Origin of the sequence: Paenibacillus sp. FSL L8-0641 (assembly GCF_038006265.1) — a bacterium.
GTDB classification, from domain to species: Bacteria; Bacillota; Bacilli; order Paenibacillales; family Paenibacillaceae; genus Paenibacillus; species Paenibacillus polymyxa_D.
In genome coordinates, this window is sequence record NZ_JBBOUW010000001.1 from 313,790 (window position 1) to 331,714 (window position 17,925).

Consider the following 17,925-nt stretch of genomic DNA (forward strand, 5'->3'; position numbering starts at 1 on the left):
CTTTTCTGCTGGCAGATGTGACTTACTCTCTAATAGAGATGCTCCCGGCGGTACTGACTGGGCGAGGAACCCTTCACCTTTTTGAACACTTTGGTAAAATAGCTGGGGTCCGAATAGCCTACCATGCTGCTAATATCCGAAATGGACATCGTCCCCGACCGTAGTAACTCTGCGGCTTTTTCAACCCGAATTTTGTTCAGATACTCGCTAAAACCTTCTGTATGGTGTGCCGTAAAATAACTGGACAAGTAGGAAGGGTTAAAGTGAAAATATTGCCCAAGTGTCGTCAAATTGAGTGTTTCAGCATGATGCTCCTCAATATACTCCAGCAGTTTTTTCATGCTTGCGCTACTTCCCGGCTGTGTCTTGGCCATGATCTGCCTGTTCGCTTCCTCCAAAAAGGCCTCCAGAAGGCGCACAGCTTCATGTACATGAGGGGCATCATTAATTGTTTTGAAATAGGAATATTTCGCCGCATCCAACTCCTTCATATCATACCCCTGATTCCCGAGCAAAATCGTAATGTTGAACACGATATTTCCAAGAAGCGATTTGAATTCAAAAGCGGTAGAGGTATAGTTACCGGACATGGCGGCTACATAGGACCTCAAATCCTGAAAAGCTGTATCAAAATGCTCACGCTTCATCTCTTCTGTAAATTGTTTTAAGTTAAACGAGCTGTTCACTTGTACAGGCTGAGGGAGTTCGTCTTCTATTAACAGCGCTGTTCCTGGGAAATAAAAGCGGTAACTCAGCAGTTTTGGCAGTTCATCCTGATAGACGTCACTAATCTGATTGAACTCATCAAATAAATGGCTAACTGCCCAGCCTGTCTGTGGATCGACTCGCTTTGTCTCCTGAGCAACTTCCCTAACCGCAGCCATCCAGGCGTCTACTTCCCGTGGATCAAGATTGGCTAAAAACACAGCCGCATAGGCATCAGACGGCAGTTGTCGCAGTACGATGCGCTCACAGGCAGAGGATACTCGATCTGTAAGCTTGGAAAATAGGTCCGAGGCAGAGATGGAGCGCCCTTTATCCTGCTGTACCGACTGTTCTATACCTATGAGCGCAAAACGAGTATAAGGGAATGCTTGCTTCAGCAGCTCGGCGTCATAGTCCATGCTATACCCGGAGATCAGCTTTTCGATCACATGATCTATCGTAATTTGACTATTCCCAGCATCCGCCTGATATTGAATGGATGGAATTTTGCGAGCGGTTCTCTGGAGGACTTGGAGTAGTTCATCCGTGTCCAGCTTGGGCTTTAAAATATAGTCAGCAACCCCTTGTTGAAAGGTGGATCGCACGTAATTAAATTCACCGTAACTGCTAAGCACGATGACTTCAATATCTGGATAATTCTGTCTGACTATGCGCGTCAGCTCCTCGCCATCCATGATCGGCATCACGATATCTGTAATGACAATATGAGGACGCAAGGCTTCAATCAGCTCCAGCGCCTCTTTCCCGTTGGAGGCCTCACCTACAATTCGAAATCCATACTGTTCCCACGATAAATGGTGTTTAATTCCTTGCCGTACCAATATCTCATCATCCACAATCAAGATGTTGCATAGCTCATTCATGGCAGCACTCTCCGTAATTATACCTATTCGAGGATTTGTAAAAATCCTGATTCAAAAAAGACCTCCACCACGTGGACGTCATATCATCTGAGGCACATATTTGATAACGCTTCCAACTTAGCTTGAATCTAAAGCATTTAACCTTTACATGCTAACATAAACCACACGGGGATTCCAAAAAAAATTAGTCCAAATGGCATATAAAACACAAAAAAGGCAGCCGAGAAAACCTCGACAGCCTTAAACAACCGGGATTACCTTATACAGTACCCCAAGTCCGATCTCCTGCCAAATATTTTTCAGTCAAAATAGACAGCAGTTGAATGCCAACCTCATTGTGTCCTCCCTCAGGAAGGATCAGGTCAGCGTATTTCTTGGAAGGCTCAATAAATGCCTCATGCATCGGCTTAACCGTAGTCAGATAGTGATCGTGGATCGAATGGATGGTGCGGCCGCGTTCCTCAATATCGCGAAGAACCCGACGGAGAATACGCACATCAGGGTCCGTATCCACAAATACTTTGATGTCAAGCAGGCTGCGGAGCTTTTCGTCTGACAGTACGTGCAGACCCTCCAACATAACGATATGATTTGGCAGAAGCTCTACCGTCTCGTCCGTGGAGCGGGCATGAACCGTAAAATCATACACGGGCGCTTGTGTCGCTTGTCCTTTTTTCAGACATTGGAGATGCTCAATAAGCAATTCGTTGTCAAAGGCAAACGGATGATCATAATTGACCAAAGCACGTTCATCATAGCTCAGATGTGAATGGTCTTTATAATAGTTATCCTGAGATATGAAAGTCACTTTATTAGATCCCAGACGCTCAACGACGGCGCGTGCTACCGTCGATTTACCGGAACCTGTACCGCCGGCAATACCAATAATAAGCATGGCGTTTCACTTACCCTTCCCTAAATGTATCCCGATACAACTCAAGTATTGTAGCACAATGCACACTTTTTTTCATCACTGTTGAACTTTGTATTTCTTCCATTTCCGTATCTTGGCTCTGAATGTTTTAAACGGTGCCACCGAGTTGATGTGAATCCATCTTGCCATGGGCCAGTTTGGATTCGTACCCGTCCAATTGTGAACGCCTTGAGTGAAGAGCTCTTCGTGGCTAAGTGTGTCGATCCAATCCAGCCACTTTTGCTCAGTCAACTTGAACATATCGCGTAATTCGCGTAAAGATTGGTGGGAGTAAGTCTTGTAAAATGATTGATATAGTTCGCCTAGTCTGTTCCATTTATAATTGGGGGCGGGCATGATGACGGTTTTTCCTTCCCGTTCGTCTCTGTCCCATGTCATGACAAGATGAAGCCATCCGAGCTGGTAGGCAATCATCTCTGCGGGTGTTTTATCTACTTCAAGGATACGAATATCTTTTTGGCTCTCGTCGATCTCCTGAAACTCACCGTCAAATCGTAAGTAGGAGGCATGAATGGCTTCCTTTAACTCCGATTTGGAAGCGTAGTCGTAGCTGGACATCTCATCGCTCCTTTAAATGATATGGATGATACTCACCCCTTTATATGTACCATTCCCAATATGACAACTGTATGTCTTATTCAAAAATAAAAAAATATCGTTTTTTGTGATTTTATGAAACAGAATTTGGCGTGTTCACGAAACAGGATGCAAAATTAATTGAAAAATTAAGACAAAAGATAAGTAATTAGACATATTTTAATATATATTTAAATGCCTATAATTATTGGAGTATAGCGTTTGAGGGCCCTCATTGGTGTTGGGATATTATTCTCTTCATCAGTACGTTATATACCGTTGGGGCAGGTCATGTCCGATGAACGGTGCAACCTTTGCTTTAGTATTCATGAATCTAACCAAGAAGGGGATTGTTATATGAAATCGAGTTTGCTAAGAAAATGTGCAAGTGTAATGTTAAGCAGTACGTTGGTACTGTCTTTATCATTACCGTTGCTAGGTCATGCACATGCGGATGGGAATTTACAGATAAGTGATGATTTCGAACAAGGAAAAGCTCAAGGCTGGACCGTGGATTCGGGGAACTGGTCTGTGGTCAAGGATGGGAATGGCTCTACATACCAGCAATCTAGTCGAAGCGAAAGCCATTCCGTTAAGGGTAATGCCTCATGGACGAACTATAGCGTGCAAGCAGATGTATATGTAAATGATTTTAATGGCTCCAATCGAGTCTACGTTGCAGGTAGATACACAGATTCCAACAACTTCTACGCAGCATCGTTGTACAACAAGAATGACGGAGCGCTTGAGATTCGAAAAAAAGTCAAAGGCTCTATGAAGACACTGGCTACCAATAAAAAATACAAACTGGACACGAATACATGGTACAGAGTTAAGCTGGAACTATCCGGTTCGGAAATCAAAATGTATGTCAATGATCAACTGGAGCTGTCCGCAACAGACACCAGCCTCACTGCTGGAGCCATTGGTTTGGTGACCTCCAAAGCAGCTGCCGAATTCGATAATGTGATTGTATCCGGTGCTTCTTCTGAGGTAGATCCAGGAACACCGCCTGTGAATCCAACACCAGGTACAGAAAAACCGACTCCTGAAGTGGACACTGATGTAACCTCTAGAAATAACTATAATTTGACTGGCTTTTCGTATGGTAATACAGGTGGTGGCAACATTGCGGATACAAATGCCAACTACAAAAAAGTTTACAACGCTGTAGATCTCAACGAAGCACTGAAGAAAGGCAGCAAGGTCAAAGTGATTGAGATTATGAACGATCTTGATCTCGGTTGGAATGAAATTCCTAGTGCTGCCAGAGTGATGCCTTTTAGTGCCAACAATCCTGTACAGACGCATCCTGTTCTGAAAAAGACGGGTGTGAGCAAAGTCTATATCGAAAATATGAATGGGGTTACGATTTTCTCGGCCAATGGTGCGAAAATCAAACATGCCGGCTTTGTTATCAAAAGAAGCTCCAATTTGATTTTCCGTAACCTCGAATTTGATGAACTTTGGGAGTGGGATGAAGCAACCAAAGGGAACTATGACAAGAATGACTGGGACTATATTACTGTCGAAGGTGCAAGCTCCAAGGTATGGATCGACCATTGCACATTTAACAAAGCCTATGATGGTCTGGTAGATGTGAAAAAAGGGAGTAACGGAGTTACGATTTCCTGGTCCTTGTTCAAAGGAGATGACCGCAGCTCCAACAGCTGGGTAACCCAACAAGTCAATGCGATGGAAGCAGACAAGTCTTCCTATCCTATGTACGCTTATCTGAGAAGCAGTGCAGTAGGCATGAGTAAAGAAGATATCATTGATATTGCAGCAGGACAAAAGAAAGCGCATCTGGTTGGTGCCACGGAAATGGCAGGCGACAATGCGGATTTGGAAGTGACGCTGCATCATAATTACTACCTGGATATTCAGGACCGTATGCCACGTTTGCGTGGTGGTAATGCTCATGCATATAACATCGTTATGGACGATGCCGGATTGGCCAGAGCCAAAAAAAGAATTACTTCTGACATGGCTAAAGCAATTGCCGCAAAGGGATACCATTTTGATGTCGTGGGTAATGGTGCAATTTCAACAGAAAACGGCGCGGTATTGCTAGAAAAGTCTTATTTAATTGATGTGTTTTCTCCAGTGCGTAATAATCAAAAAGATCCTAAGAAAGCGGATTACACAGGTAAAATCAAAGCCGAAGAGGTTATCTTTTCCGACAATGGTACCGTATTCAGAGGAGGCAGTGAAGCTGCGAATAGCCCGTTAGCCCCTTATCCTGCGAAGGCCAAGGGCTTCTCTTGGAATGGGTTCACAACGTTGCCATACAGCTATACTGCCGAAGACCCTGCTAACCTGGTTGCTCAATTGCAGGCCAAGGATGGAGCGGGTGCAGGCAAGCTGAACTGGTCGAGTGAAAACTGGCTCAAAACGGTGTACAATACAGCCGCTACGAAAGATGCAATAGTGGAAGAAGATTCCGAATAGGTAGGCATATAAAAAAGCAGCCAGGACAGATATGCTCTGTTTCTGGTTGCTTTTTTGGTTACCCACGTTTAGGCTGCGTTCGGTATGAGCTTAACCAATAACGACAAATGAGGATACGCCAGCAGGTACGGATCTAACGCGGAATAATACTCCATCATCTCTAAAAGTACGCAGAATATAAGGCTGGTTCGTAGGTGTGCGGACTCTGTTGAATCGGGCAGTACCAAAGCGGTCGAAGCCTGCAGCTTGGACAAAGGTTCCATCTAAACGCCGGAGTGTTGCAAAAAATCCAGACGTGTTAAAAGGTACACCATCATTGTTAGCCCAGATAACTGTAAATCTACGAAGGGTTTGTGTTGGACTCACATTGCGATATCTCGTAACAGGAACCTTTCTGCCCGTAGATTTCAGCGTTTGTGGAGGACGAATGGCCACTTCAAATCAACTCCTTTGTTGTGATGAGATAGTAAATGCACACAAAGGAGTTTTGGACCGTGCTATAAACTACTGCTTCTTAAAAATAGGTATATATTGAACTTGGGACATCATTATGCCCACTCGCGCCGTAGCGTAAAGAGGTCTTTTAACGCGTCTGTAGACAGCTCAGTAATCCAGCCTTCGGTACTGGTTATGATTTGGTCGCTAAGCTGCTGCTTGCTCTCCAGCATTTCATCAATGCGTTCCTCCAGCGTGCCCAGCGAGATAAATTTGTGCACCTGTACATCCTTCGTTTGTCCCATCCGATAGGCTCGGTCTGTGGCCTGATTTTCAACAGCCGGATTCCACCAGCGATCAAAGTGAAAGACGTGGTTGGCTGCCGTCAGATTCAGACCCACCCCCCCGGCTTTGAGCGACAAAATAAACACGGATGGCTGCTCGGCAGGGGGGAGCGTGTGAGATTGGAATTGATCAATCATTCGGTCACGCGCCGTTTTGGACGTGCTACCGTTCAGATAGAGCACAGGCTCTTGCAGCTCCTGAGCGAGTACCCGCTGGAGCATCTGCCCCATACCAATATACTGTGTAAAAATAAGGCAGCGCTCGCCCTCCTCCCGCAGTTCCTTGACCATAGCCAGAATGCGCTCTAGCTTGGATGAACGGCTAATGACCGTCTCAAGATCGGACTGACTATAACCGGAAGCCGCTGCATCCGGGAGTGCCTCCTTGGTTAAGAGGGCTGGGTGGTCGCAAAGCTGCTTCAACTGGGTAAGGGCGGATAAAATGGCTCCTTTCCGTTCAATCCCTTCCAGCTTCTGCATCCGTTCCATCAACTCTTTGACAATCTGGTCATAGAGCGCGCCCTGCTCAGAGGTCAGATGAATGTAGGTTTTCATCTCATTCTTGTCAGGCAAATCAAGCTGTATAGCAGGGTCCTTCTTCTTGCGCCGCAGCATGAAGGGCTGAACCAGCTTTTGCAAATCTAATGTGCGCTGCTCGTTATGTTCCTTCTCAATAGCATTCATAAAACGATTGCTAAAGGCGCGTGAGCTGCCCAGATAACCTGGATTGATAAAATCATAAATGGACCACAGCTCGGACAATCGATTTTCAATAGGTGTCCCGGTCAACGCAATCCGATGACGTGCAGGAAAGCTGCGCACGGCTGTGGATTGCTTGGTTTGCGCATTTTTAATGTTTTGCGCTTCATCCAGGCAGACCGAATCCCAGGTCATGCTTTGTAGCAGCTCTTGATCCAGGGTTGCCGTAGCAAAGGAGGTCAGGATGACATCAGCCTGCTCTACTTCTTCACGGAACAAGTCTCCCTGCTTCCGCCTGCTTCCATAGTGCAGCATCACCTTCAATGAAGGGGCGAAGCGGCTGAGTTCCTTCTGCCAGTTGCCCAGCACCGACGTCGGGCAAATCAGCAGCGAACTGGAGCGGACACCCGTCTCAGCGGCAATTTCCTGTAAGTGCAGTAAATAAGTAATAAATTGCACCGTTTTACCAAGTCCCATGTCATCGGCCAGACAGGCCCCCAGTCCAAAACGCCGTAAAAAGGCAAGCCATGCGTACCCGTCCCTCTGATACGTCCGCAGCTCGGCTTGCAGCCCGTCCGGCACGTCCAATGCAGGCCATTCTGACTGCCGTCCGAGCTGGCTGATCAGCTTCAGCAGATGGGCATTCAGCTCGACTTCCAGCCGGAAGCGTGCCGCATCCTCCGGCTGCTCACCCGAGGCGTCGCCTTCAGGCTCGTCGGCGTTGCCGAGCAGGTGCAGCTGCAAGATGTCCTGAAAGGACAACCCCTGAGCGCTGTCGATCCCGGCCATGGCCCGGCGGATCTGCGCCAGCAGCGCAGGGTCGAGCGCGATCCATTGCCCGCGGAAGCGCACCAAGCGCTCGTTGCGAGCGACCAGCTCGGCGAATTCTGACTCGCTCAGATCGGCATCGCCAATGGCAACGCGCCAATCGAACTGGACAATCGAGTCCAGTCCGAACAGCGAGCTGCCCTTCGTGCGCTCTCCCGCCCCTTCGCCCGGGCGTACCTTGGCCCGCAGCTTCGGCTTCTTGCGGGTAGCTGCCTCCCACCAAGCCGGGAGCAGCACTTGCCAACCGCTTTCCAGCAGACGCTGGCTGTCGGTCGTCAGGAATTGCCACGCCGCTTCGTCGGAGAGCGGGCGATTCAGCACGTCATCACGGCTTCCGGCACGCTGCCCGGCAGGCAAAATCGAGGTCAAGCCTTCTAGCCACCCGGCTGAGCGCTCACGGACATGTGCTGTCCAGGCATCGGGCCATGAGCCGGATGCGTACCCATCATCGGCGAGCTGTACAGACACCAGCAACGCCGGGTCTTGCTTGTCCTGCAACACAAGCTTGAGCTGCCAGGACGGCTCGTCGTCCTCCAGCTCTGGCTCCAGCAGTTGCAGAAGCGGCCGAAAGGGCGCGGTATCGGCTTTCCAGCCGATGGCGATGAGCCAGGCCCGCGCGTCTAGACCCGCCGCGGCTGGGCGGTTGGAGGCGAAGAGAATCGGATATTCTCTTCGCAAATCGGCGGCTTCCGCTTCGGTGCCGTACCAGCGTTGAAATACGGCAGCCGAGAACGCCGCTATCAGCCCATCTTGTTCGTCCTTCTCCAAGTTGCCTAGCAAAGCAAGCTCTGCCGGCTGGATGTTTTCCAGTGCTTCCGCATCCCATTCCCATTGCAGCTTCCCTGCCTGGAACGCCGTGAAGCTGGGCACATAGGCTTTCGCTTCAATACAGTGAGCAAGCGAAGGGATCAGCTGAAGCCATGGGGCATGGGCCTCGTCCCAGATCCATTCGATATGCTTTAGAAGCTCGCGCTCTGCCAGAAAAGGAATCACCTGCTCCGAAGGCAGCAGGATAATATCCGTGTCTTGAACATGTTGAATCTCCAGCTCGGTGCCATAAAACGAAGCCTCATGCCAAGCAAACAAACGCTGCTTCAGAATTTGGCCGGAAATGCTATAGTTCATGGAGGAATCGCCATAGATCAGCGCGTCTCCATAGGTAGTTAATTGGATATGCACGGTAATCGTTTCGGTATATTGACTCATGATAACAATTTCCCTTTCCGCAATTCCTCCTGTAGCGCCCGCAGGCGGCTATGACGGCTGGTGAAGGTCGTAAAGAACAGCTCCCAGCGTGATTCTTGCTTCATTTTCTTGTACAGCTTGAACAGCCGCTTTAATAGCTTGACTGCTGCTTTATAGCTGGATCTGTTTTTTTCTAGCACATAGCGTTCTACCGCTTGATGGTAAAAGGGGAGTAGTAACTCAGGCGCGTTCTTTTCAATGGGCTGTAACACGCTCACTCGAAAACTCAAAGGTTCACTGCGTATGCTTAGCTGATAGTCGATCCATGACCGCCATTTCTCGTGAGCAAGCAGTGCCTCTTCATACATTCCTCCGGCAAATGGAAGCATACCCACCAGCGTGTCCCACATGTCCTGCTCCGCTTCTGGAAGGTGCTGCAAAACCACGTCCCAATCATGCATATAATCCTGTAAATGGTCATCCCGATGACTGTGAAGCAGGGGACCGATATGCCGCAGTCCGTCCTTGAGGCGTGCCCAATTCTCAGCTTTACGCAACGCCTGTAAGAACAAAAGCAATTGGTTGGAAGAGATTTTTAGTGGAAAAGCTCGTTCCGCTTCCTGGAGAAGTACCCAGGCTTCATTATCCTGCGATTGGAAAATATGCATCCAGCTGCGAGCCAACATCCACGGAAGCCTTGCTAAAGTAGTGCCGAGATCCTCCTCAGCCGCCTGCAAATGCTGTAATTCCTCCGTATATATGCTGGAGCCCTGTCTTGCGGGATGCACCCAGTACAGCCAAAACTGATAATACGCGTCTGAAAAATAAGTACCGTTACGCGATTCTGTCAGCATTTTTCGGCGTAAATAGGCTAAGGTTTCTGCCATACGGGCTTCTTGCATCGGTTCATCGGTCAGCTCCAGTGGACTCTCAAAATCACGCTCGATCGCTTCTTTAAGCTCATCGGCAGCAATTTGCGTGTAATACCCCATATAGGTATGAGAGGGATAGCCTGGCATGGAAGACTGAGGTACCAGCTTTTCCAGCACACGCAGATGAGCATGCAGTCCGTATAGCTGTTGCATGCCGGGTGAAAGCGGCGGCTTCACAGCATAGATCGAGGCTAAAGCGCTTTGGACAAATTGGGAGTTTTGTGTGTTTACATGGTTAAGGGCGATACACTGATCGAACAGATCATGCCACTCTGAAATGGGCATGTCCGGTATTTTACTTGCAGTTTTACTGAGGGCGTTTCTTGTTGTTTCCTTGTGATCCGGTAAAAGATTCGACCGGGAAGGAGGTGTGTTACGCGTGTCAGCTTTTGTCGCCAATCGAGTGAATCCCGCCGAATGAGCGTTCACTAAAGCATGTACAGAACGTTCCTGTTCATTCGCGTAATTCAGTAGTACGGCGATCATATGCTTGCAGTTGGCGTGGACAGGGCATGTACATCTGCTGGCAGCAAAAGCGCTCAAGTGGAGATCCACCTCGTATAGCTCGCTTCCATCCACGACAGCTGCAATATGATCGGCATCAGGCATTGCGAATTCTTTTACCTTTCCTTGCTTAAAATACTGGAAACCTCGTTTGATCGTCACATCATTAAAATGGTCAGCCACGTTTTGAATAAGCTGTTGCCACTGTATATCATCCATAAGATAGGTTGGTTTCATATGCATTAGTCTCCTAAGAGAGAATAGTTGATCTGGTATAGCTTAACTCTTCCATTATATCAGTTCATGAATATAAATTGAGTGGAGGGAGCAGTTGGAAAATTTCGAAGTATAACCGCCAAGTGCAGTAAAAAGCCCTCTTACGCTGTGGCGTAAGAAGGCTTGAGTCTCATCAGCAAGAATGGGGAGGCATTCTCTATTGTTTCCCACCCGGATTCTCTGTTCGATGGAAGACCATAGAGATAACAAGAAGCACCAAGGGTACTACTGCGCATACAGCAATTCCAAAATAACCTATTATTTTATCGAAGTTGCCTATCTCAACAAAATTTTGGGGATACATGCTCAGGCAAAATAATATAATTAACGGGAGATAACAGATATACCCGTTCCACTTTTGGGTGAGCTGGCTGATCCCCGTTACAATATAGAAATAATAGTTTGAGGCGGTCATGAAAATTTTGATCGTCCACAAAATGATAAATAATATTTCAAATCGTTCCAGGAACGCGCCGGGGAATTCAATTTGCTGTGCAAAAGAAACGACTGGCCATTGCAGTCGGGAAACTTCCTCAACTGACATACAGCCGACGACCATCGTTACCATTAAAATATACAAACCCATTGCAATCGAGTAGCCGATTGACCCAGCCTTCCATGCTTTTTGGGGGTGGGTCATCACATTAGTTAATATAAGGATGGATTCAAAACCCAATGTAGAGAAAGGTATAACTTTAAGTGATTCAAAGATCGGTCGCCATCCTTTATGGAAAACAGGGCGCAAATTATCAAGATTGAAATGGTTGACATTAAGAACGACCAACAATAAAAAAACAATAAGGGTTAAAGGGAAAAAAAGTTCGATCAATCGAACCATTGCATGGAGACCGCCCCAGGTCAAATACCCAATAAGCAGAAGAAACGGTAAGAGAATCATACTTATTGGGGTTCTCTCCAGTGCAAGACCTTTGAGGAATTCCGCCATCATTCTACATACAAAAGAGCATATCATCGTGCAATGTACAATAAATGCAATATTGATGAGCAGGCCGATGAATTTACCCGCGATCACAGGATTGAGCTCATAGAACGTCTTCCCTGGAAATCTCCGGCACAGTTTAAAATGGATAAAAACGATGCCTACCCCAAGCAGACTTGCCAGCAAAAGTCCCTGCCACACGTCGGGCGTTTGTGTCTTTTCCGCGATGGTTCTTGGCAAACTGACAATTCCCACAGCGTACACGGTCGAAGTGACTGTAAGTAAGGCTTGAAGGGTAGAGATTTTTTCCTGTTTCATGGAAGGTATGTTGGACATTACTCTTCCTCTCCTTTTGTATAAGCACCTGTTCGTTCAATCTGTACTTCAGCCTGAACATCGATTGGTATTTGACTGAATGTATTTTGCCAATTTTCCTTTACCCGATCCCAGTAAGCGGGATAGTTCACTTTTACTTTTGTGCCAAAACCGACTACATCTGCTCTCATTTCTTTCTGAAGTGTGTTTAGCGATTGGGATATGGTCTGTTTGATTTCATCTTGCGCTGCTTCTTTGGCGGTTCGGATGAATGATTCCTTCAGGAAGTCTACAGAAGTAACCGAGTTTTCGTTTAGCTTGATATCTGTTTTGATACGAACTGTGAATGAGAGATCCTGTCCATTAAGGTGGGGAATAAGTTTACTATGGGCATCCTCAACTTCAAAGACCATGTGTTGCTTCGTCTTTGGGCCCTCAACTTTAATAATGGAACCCTTCGTTTTTCCCAGCATCCAGTTGATTCCGATAACATCCTCTTCGTCCAGCCAAAAAGCAAATTTCTTCGTTTTGCCGCTGACCAGAGCTGCTCCTGAGAAGTGATTGCCGTCATTGCTTTCTAGGCATTGAATGAGGAAGTCAGCTCCTTGTGAGATATGTGTAGACATTTCCCCTAATGTTATTCTATAAGGTATTTTTGAGTTGAAATCACTATTTTTGGCCAATGCTTCAAGGTCAATGGAAGGTATCTCTTTATGTTTGCCAATCTTATTGAGCGCTTCTTTCGCATTGCCTTTTACGATCATAACAAGTGATTTTCGACTCGGTTTATAGGAGCGAGTAAACGTATCTAACAATTGGTCGATTCTTGTTTTTTGTATAGCTTGGTCACTAATCAAAATCAAGCGAATAAAACTATATAAAGGAGCACGGGATACCTGCTTGGCCTGTTCCCTGGAAGCAGACTGGATTGAATCTTTGTTAAAGGTTGTTACGTTGCTATACATATTTTTTCTGGATTTCTGCGCTATTAAGTGCTGGTAGGTAAGTTCCAGCATATCCTGCTGATCCGTATCAATGGCGACGCCTTGAATAATACTCAAGTTATCGATCTCTCTGCTATCCCAACAACCGGTGAGGAGAGCAGCACATGCGATCCATGCAGCAAAGCATTTTTGCGCCCATAGGGTTCGACGAAACAGAAAGATGTAAGAGAGCATAGGTTTACTTCCTTTTTCTGTTAGATTGTATTTCGTCCTGTGTCTTTAGCATCATAGGGCGTTTTTTGAGATATTTAAAAGGAACCCGAACCAAAGTATCTTGTTGATCTCTTAGCCGAATTGGGGCTAGGGGTGACATGTAAGGAACTCCAAAGCTTTTGATCTGGACCATGTGTACGCCTAAACAAATAAAGGCTAAAATTACTCCATACAGCCCATAAATCCCTGCGATCATCATAATGGGGAAACGAAGAAGCCGGATTCCAATACTGCCGCTGTACTGCGGGCTTGCAAAGGACGCAATGGCAGTAAGACCAACGACAATAATCAGAAAAGCACTTACGATCGCCGCCTCGACAGCGGCTTGTCCAATCACAAGACCGCCTACAATCCCGATGACTTGTCCTATGCCTTTAGGTAGCCGCAGACTTGCCTCGCGCAGTATTTCCAATGCTAACTCCATAATTAGAGCTTCCACAAAAACGGGAAAAGGAATTCCTTCCCTTGAGGCAACGATAGACATCACCAGCTCAGGCGGGATTAATCCGGGATGGAAAGAAATAAGTGCAACGTACAGCGAAGGCAGGAATGTTGCAATGAACAGAGCCATTAAACGAAGCATACGAAAAAATGTTCCTAAAGGAAAACGCTCGTAATAATCCTCTGGGGATTGAGCCAGCATCCAGAAGGTCATGGGAGCAATCAGGACAAAAGGAGTGCCATCAAGCATAATGACAACTCTTCCGGACATTAAAGCATTTATAGCTTTATCCGAGCGTTCAGAGGCTTGAATCTGTGGGAACGGAGACCATGAATGTTCCTCAATCCATTGCTCAATAATCCCGGTATCGGAAGCATCGTCCACATCAATCGTTTCGACTCTTCGTTTAACTTCCTGAACTAGCTCCGGATTTGCGATATCTGATATGTACAGGATCGCTAACTTCCGTGAGGATCTCCTTCCTATGGTCATTTTATCTATTTTGAAACTTAGATCTTTGATATGCCGCCTTACCATTGCCAGGTTGCTTTGCAAATCTTCAATAAAACCTTCTCTCGGTCCTCTAACCAAAGTTTCAGTGCTTGGTTCATCGACACTTCGCGACGGAAACTGGCCCGTAGACGCAAAAAAGACTTCATCGGTTCCTTCGATCAGCAGACAGGTATTTCCCGATAACACTTCGTGTACACACGTCTCAAGGTCTGTCTCTTCTTCCATATCGATCGTAAATGCTGTCTGCTGTATCAGCTCCTCCTTTATTTTCTCGGGATTAACTTGGGAGTGACTTTCACGAATTCCAGTTAAAATGAGCGGCTTGACGATTTGTTCGTTAATGATGCTCGTATCCGCAATACCAGAGAGATAGATCATAATTACATGAATCCCCGTTTGACCCACATTCATTTTCTTGAAGACGACATCAGGAAGATGACCCAGGGTCTTTTGTAGATGGTCCAATTTCGCCTCGAGTGATCTTGCCATGACTCCTCCTCCTTCAAAAGTTATGCATGTAATATGTGTAAAATGGTAATAAATATTCATGGAATGGTAATCTAATGTGTTCAACGATAGAGGAGCTGAAGACGCGAGAGACAGAGGGAGTTTTTTGGGTATATGTAAACAAAAACGAACACCAGTGGTGTCCGTTTTTGGTCATACTTATGAGGCGAGGGTACTCTATCCTAGAGATAATGCCATATAAATTCCTCCGAGTGGAGTCACTTTTTGAACTCGTAAAAATGTGCCTCCAACATGCTCAGAGAAAGCTCGGCAGTCGTGGCTACCACGATATCTGCCCCTTGCATTTGTGAAGGTGTTCCTACACCGACCGCAAACATCCCGGCGCCCTTGATCGCCTGTATGCCAGCCTGTGCATCCTCTATACCGATACAATCGGCAGGCTGAACGCCCAGATTTGCAGCTCCGGTGAGGAAAATTTCCGGGTCAGGCTTGCCATGCCGAATGGCGGTAACATCCACCACACTGTCAAAATAGTACGCCAGCTCCAGTCGCTCCAGGATAAACGCTGCATTTTTACTTGCAGAGGCCAGAGCGATGCCGATTCGGGCTTCACGAAGTTCTGTCAGAAGCGCTTTAATGCCTGGAAGAATGTCCGAGGGAGTTACAGCTGAGATGAGTCGCTGATACTCCGTATTTTTCCGTGTGGCTAGTTCTTGCTTGCCTTCTTCTGAAAACGTATCGGACAGGTTACCGCGCGCCAGTATTTTGTCGAGCGATTCCGTACGGCTGATTCCTTTTAACTGTTCATTAAATTCCCGATCAAAAGGGATGCTGAGCGCTGCCGCCAAGCTGCCCCATGCCTGAAAATGATATTCGGCGGTATCTGTAATGACTCCGTCCAAGTCGAAAATGACTGCCTTCATTTGCTTTCCCCCCTGTCTGCGCGATTTATGAAATGCTGTTTGTCATTAACGTCTGCCCACTGGTAATGTGCGTTGGCTGTCCATACAGCTCCAGCGTCAGCGGTTCTCCGTCCAACAGGGTTATGTTCACTTCATTTTCCTGTACGAGAATACTTAACAAGCGACCGCGATAGTTGATTTTAAACGTATACTTGTTCCAGTCTTGAGGCAGGAAGGGGGAGAAGCTTAATGTTTCATTATAGGTTCTCATCCCGGCAAATCCCTGTACAATCGCCAGCCAGCTTCCTGTCATGGAAGTGATATGAAGGCCGTCTTCGGTATCGTTATTATAGTTATCCAGATCCAGACGGGCCGTCCGCTTATACATCTCGACTGCTTTTTCCTCCATTTTGAGTTCGGCGGCCAGCACGGCGTGTATAGAAGGAGACAGACTGGATTCATGAACAGTCATGGGCTCGTAAAATGCAAAATTGCGCGCTTTTTCCTCCAGTGTGAACTGGTCTCCAAAGAAATACAGTCCTTGCAGCACATCTGCCTGCTTAATGAAGCATGAACGCAGGATTTTATCCCATGACCATTTCTGGTTCAGTGGAAGGTTGCTGGGATCAAGGGCAGATACAGGCTGCAAATCCTTATCCATAAAGGTATCGTGTTGTACGAAGACTTCCCGCTCCTCATCATAGGGATAATACATGTGAGTGACGATATCCTGCCAATGTGCAAGCTCATCAGCCGTAACTGCCAGGCGCTGCGCTTTCTCAGTCGAAATTTGAGGCAAGACCGATAATGTATATTTCAAAACCCATGCAGCCAGCGTGTTGGTATACCAGTTGTTATTGACGTTATTTTCGTACTCGTTTGGCCCGGTAACCCCGTGGATCATATACTGCTGCTGACTTTTGGAAAAATGAACCCGGTCGGCCCAGAAGCGGCTAATTTCGACCAGTACATCTACGCCGTAGTCATGCAGGTAGGTCAAGTCACCCGTATAGTTGGTGTAATTGTAAATGGCATAGGCAATGGCACCGTTACGATGAATTTCCTCGAAGGTAATTTCCCATTCGTTATGGCATTCCACACCCGTAAAAGTGACCATAGGGTACAGTGCACCCCGAAGTCCTTGCTGGGTCGCGTTATGCTTGGCACCCTCAAGTTGTTGGTAGCGGTACAGCAGCAGATTTCGGGTTACATCCGGGTCTGCGAGCGCCAGGTACATAGGTACGGCATATGCTTCTGTGTCCCAATAGGTGGCACCGCCATATTTTTCACCTGTAAAACCCTTGGGACCAATGTTCAGACGGGCATCTTCACCGTAGTACGTAGAGAACAGCTGGAAAATGTTAAAGCGTATTCCCTGTTGGGCCTCCGTATCGCCCTCTATTTCTACATCTGCTTTGTCCCAACGTCGGGCCCAAGCTGCGACATGCTCCTGTTTAAGAGAAGTGTAGCCTTTGTTCACAGCTTCTACGGCGATGCGTTCAGCTTGTGGAATCAGTGCGTCCTTTTCCATATCCCGTGAAGTGGTAACAGCCACAAATTTTTGCAGCTGGATACTGTCGCCCGGAGCGACGCTGTATTGATAGTGGCGAGCAGCATACAAAAAGCCCTCTTCCGTCGTCTGCTGATCCTGTCCCTTGGTCACAATACCCATGGTAGCGTTTACGGTAAAGCGCGGAATACCGAAGGGATTATCTATAGTTGTTGTGGACAGGCTGATGAATTGTTCCTGAACCTCTCGGGCCTCTTCCAGCCAAAAAACCTCATCATAGTTCGTATCTTCATTCTTCGTATTGCCGTCCAAATAGGGGACAAGCTCTATAGTTAGAGGTTGCTCACTTATATTCGTTGCTTGGTAATCAATCAGGCATAGCTCACGAGTGGTGATGCTCAGAAAACGCTCCGTAGTGATACGAACCTGATCGTTCACGGTGCAGGTGCGTCGCAGGATCCCCTGTTTCATGTCCAACTCCTGCACGAAATCGCTGATGTGTGCCGTAAATAAGTCTACTTCCTCTTGGTTTACGATCAGATTGATGCCGATGAAGTTCATGGCATTGATGACCTTACCAAAATACTCAGGATAGCCGTTTTTCCACCAGCCGACCTTTGTTTTGTCGGGGAACCATACACCGGAGATATAAGTTCCCTGATGATGATCCCCTGAATACGTTTCTTCGAAATTGCCGCGCATGCCCATATAACCGTTGCCTATGGACGTTAAGCTTTCCTGTAATCGCATGTGTGTGCTATGTAGAGCGTGTGTTGTCAGCTTCCAACTATCTACGTCAAATAATCGGTTGTAAACCATGAGTGCGTACCCCTCTCGGAAAATGAGATCGTTGTTTTAACGAGAC

At 46.9% G+C, this 17,925-nt stretch carries 12 protein-coding genes; 1 reads left to right on the plus strand and 11 read right to left on the minus strand.

The window, feature by feature from the left end:
• Positions 1–29: 29 nt before the first annotated feature.
• The 3 genes from MKY16_RS01350 to MKY16_RS01360 form a co-directional block, all read right to left on the minus strand.
• Complete coding sequence (locus tag MKY16_RS01350; RefSeq protein WP_318628149.1) at positions 30–1,589, minus strand: response regulator transcription factor; 1,560 nt, start codon at positions 1,587–1,589, stop codon at positions 30–32.
• Between the two features lie 259 nt (positions 1,590–1,848).
• Complete coding sequence (gene udk / locus MKY16_RS01355; protein WP_013308305.1) at positions 1,849–2,484, minus strand: uridine kinase; 636 nt, start codon at positions 2,482–2,484, stop codon at positions 1,849–1,851.
• Between the two features lie 75 nt (positions 2,485–2,559).
• The gene (locus MKY16_RS01360) at positions 2,560–3,081 is read right to left on the minus strand and encodes a ClbS/DfsB family four-helix bundle protein (protein ID WP_340953772.1); all 522 of its coding nucleotides are present in this window, start codon (positions 3,079–3,081) and stop codon (positions 2,560–2,562) included.
• 375 nt (positions 3,082–3,456) lie between these two features.
• On the opposite strand from MKY16_RS01360, the gene MKY16_RS01365 reads away from it, so the two are divergent.
• Positions 3,457–5,550: a pectate lyase family protein gene (locus MKY16_RS01365; RefSeq protein WP_340953774.1), complete on the plus strand. Its 2,094-nt coding sequence runs from the start codon at positions 3,457–3,459 to the stop codon at positions 5,548–5,550.
• Between the two features lie 90 nt (positions 5,551–5,640).
• Here the strand turns inward: MKY16_RS01365 and MKY16_RS01370 are convergent, their stop codons facing one another.
• The 8 genes from MKY16_RS01370 to MKY16_RS01410 form a co-directional block, all read right to left on the minus strand.
• Positions 5,641–5,985, minus strand: a complete 345-nt coding sequence (locus MKY16_RS01370; RefSeq protein ID WP_016820169.1) for a hypothetical protein — start codon at positions 5,983–5,985, stop codon at positions 5,641–5,643.
• 113 nt (positions 5,986–6,098) lie between these two features.
• Positions 6,099–9,062 (minus strand): DEAD/DEAH box helicase, encoded by a 2,964-nt coding sequence (locus MKY16_RS01375; protein ID WP_412178862.1) that lies wholly within the window; start codon positions 9,060–9,062, stop codon positions 6,099–6,101.
• A complete protein-coding gene (locus MKY16_RS01385; RefSeq protein WP_340953777.1) occupies positions 9,059–10,714 on the minus strand; it encodes an SWIM zinc finger family protein in 1,656 nt (551 codons plus the stop codon). The genes MKY16_RS01375 and MKY16_RS01385 overlap by 4 nt, the downstream gene beginning before the upstream one ends.
• Before the next feature lie 196 nt (positions 10,715–10,910).
• Complete coding sequence (locus MKY16_RS01390) at positions 10,911–12,029, minus strand: GerAB/ArcD/ProY family transporter (RefSeq protein WP_069010152.1); 1,119 nt, start codon at positions 12,027–12,029, stop codon at positions 10,911–10,913.
• The gene (locus MKY16_RS01395) at positions 12,029–13,186 is read right to left on the minus strand and encodes a Ger(x)C family spore germination protein (protein WP_340953781.1); all 1,158 of its coding nucleotides are present in this window, start codon (positions 13,184–13,186) and stop codon (positions 12,029–12,031) included. The genes MKY16_RS01390 and MKY16_RS01395 overlap by 1 nt, the downstream gene beginning before the upstream one ends.
• 4 nt (positions 13,187–13,190) lie before the next feature.
• Positions 13,191–14,669: a spore germination protein gene (locus MKY16_RS01400; protein WP_340884053.1), complete on the minus strand. Its 1,479-nt coding sequence runs from the start codon at positions 14,667–14,669 to the stop codon at positions 13,191–13,193.
• 236 nt (positions 14,670–14,905) lie between these two features.
• The gene (gene pgmB / locus MKY16_RS01405) at positions 14,906–15,571 is read right to left on the minus strand and encodes a beta-phosphoglucomutase (RefSeq protein WP_025722091.1); all 666 of its coding nucleotides are present in this window, start codon (positions 15,569–15,571) and stop codon (positions 14,906–14,908) included.
• Between the two features lie 25 nt (positions 15,572–15,596).
• Positions 15,597–17,879 carry a glycoside hydrolase family 65 protein gene (locus tag MKY16_RS01410; protein WP_340953783.1) on the minus strand — a complete coding sequence of 761 codons (2,283 nt, stop codon included), beginning with the start codon at positions 17,877–17,879 and terminating at the stop codon, positions 15,597–15,599.
• Between the last annotated feature and the right edge of the window lie 46 nt (positions 17,880–17,925).

Excerpts from the sequence above, each read along its gene's own strand:
- MKY16_RS01360 (WP_340953772.1), bottom strand. The coding sequence starts at position 3,081 with ATGTCCAGCTACGACTACGCTTCCAAATCGGAGTTAAAGGAAGCCATT.
- MKY16_RS01350 (WP_318628149.1), bottom strand. The coding sequence starts at position 1,589 with ATGAATGAGCTATGCAACATCTTGATTGTGGATGATGAGATATTGGTA.
- MKY16_RS01395 (WP_340953781.1), bottom strand. The coding sequence starts at position 13,186 with ATGCTCTCTTACATCTTTCTGTTTCGTCGAACCCTATGGGCGCAAAAA.
- MKY16_RS01375 (WP_412178862.1), bottom strand. The coding sequence starts at position 9,062 with ATGAGTCAATATACCGAAACGATTACCGTGCATATCCAATTAACTACC.
- MKY16_RS01365 (WP_340953774.1), top strand. The coding sequence starts at position 3,457 with ATGAAATCGAGTTTGCTAAGAAAATGTGCAAGTGTAATGTTAAGCAGT.
- udk (WP_013308305.1), bottom strand. The coding sequence starts at position 2,484 with ATGCTTATTATTGGTATTGCCGGCGGTACAGGTTCCGGTAAATCGACG.
- MKY16_RS01410 (WP_340953783.1), bottom strand. The coding sequence starts at position 17,879 with ATGGTTTACAACCGATTATTTGACGTAGATAGTTGGAAGCTGACAACA.
- MKY16_RS01385 (WP_340953777.1), bottom strand. The coding sequence starts at position 10,714 with ATGAAACCAACCTATCTTATGGATGATATACAGTGGCAACAGCTTATT.
- pgmB (WP_025722091.1), bottom strand. The coding sequence starts at position 15,571 with ATGAAGGCAGTCATTTTCGACTTGGACGGAGTCATTACAGATACCGCC.
- MKY16_RS01390 (WP_069010152.1), bottom strand. The coding sequence starts at position 12,029 with ATGTCCAACATACCTTCCATGAAACAGGAAAAAATCTCTACCCTTCAA.
- MKY16_RS01400 (WP_340884053.1), bottom strand. The coding sequence starts at position 14,669 with ATGGCAAGATCACTCGAGGCGAAATTGGACCATCTACAAAAGACCCTG.